1 tRNA gene and 1 rRNA gene are annotated in these 212 nt (G+C 55.7%); both read left to right on the top strand.

Annotated elements, in window-relative coordinates:
- Window positions 1-76, top strand: a 5S ribosomal RNA gene (rrf, locus tag C170_RS31680); the annotation flags it as partial.
- Between the two features lie 59 nt (window positions 77-135).
- A tRNA-Ile gene (locus tag C170_RS21805) sits at window positions 136-209 on the top strand.
- Window positions 210-212 lie beyond the last annotated feature (3 nt).

The following is a 212-nucleotide window of genomic DNA, read 5'->3' on the forward strand; positions in this document are numbered from 1 at the left end:
GAACACGACCGTTAAGCCCTCTAGCGCCGATGGTACTTGGACCGCAGGGTCCTGGGAGAGTAGGACGCCGCCAAGCGATTTCCCTTTGGGGTATTTTTTTTGCCCCCCTTGCCAAGGAATAAGGGATATATATTAGGGCCCTTAGCTCAGTTGGTTAGAGCGCACCTCTGATAAGGGTGAGGCCGGTGGTTCGAGTCCACCAGGGCCCATAG

Origin of the sequence: Paenibacillus sp. FSL H7-689 (genome assembly GCF_000517905.1) — a bacterium.
In the GTDB taxonomy this organism is placed as follows: domain Bacteria; phylum Bacillota; class Bacilli; order Paenibacillales; family Paenibacillaceae; genus Paenibacillus; species Paenibacillus amylolyticus.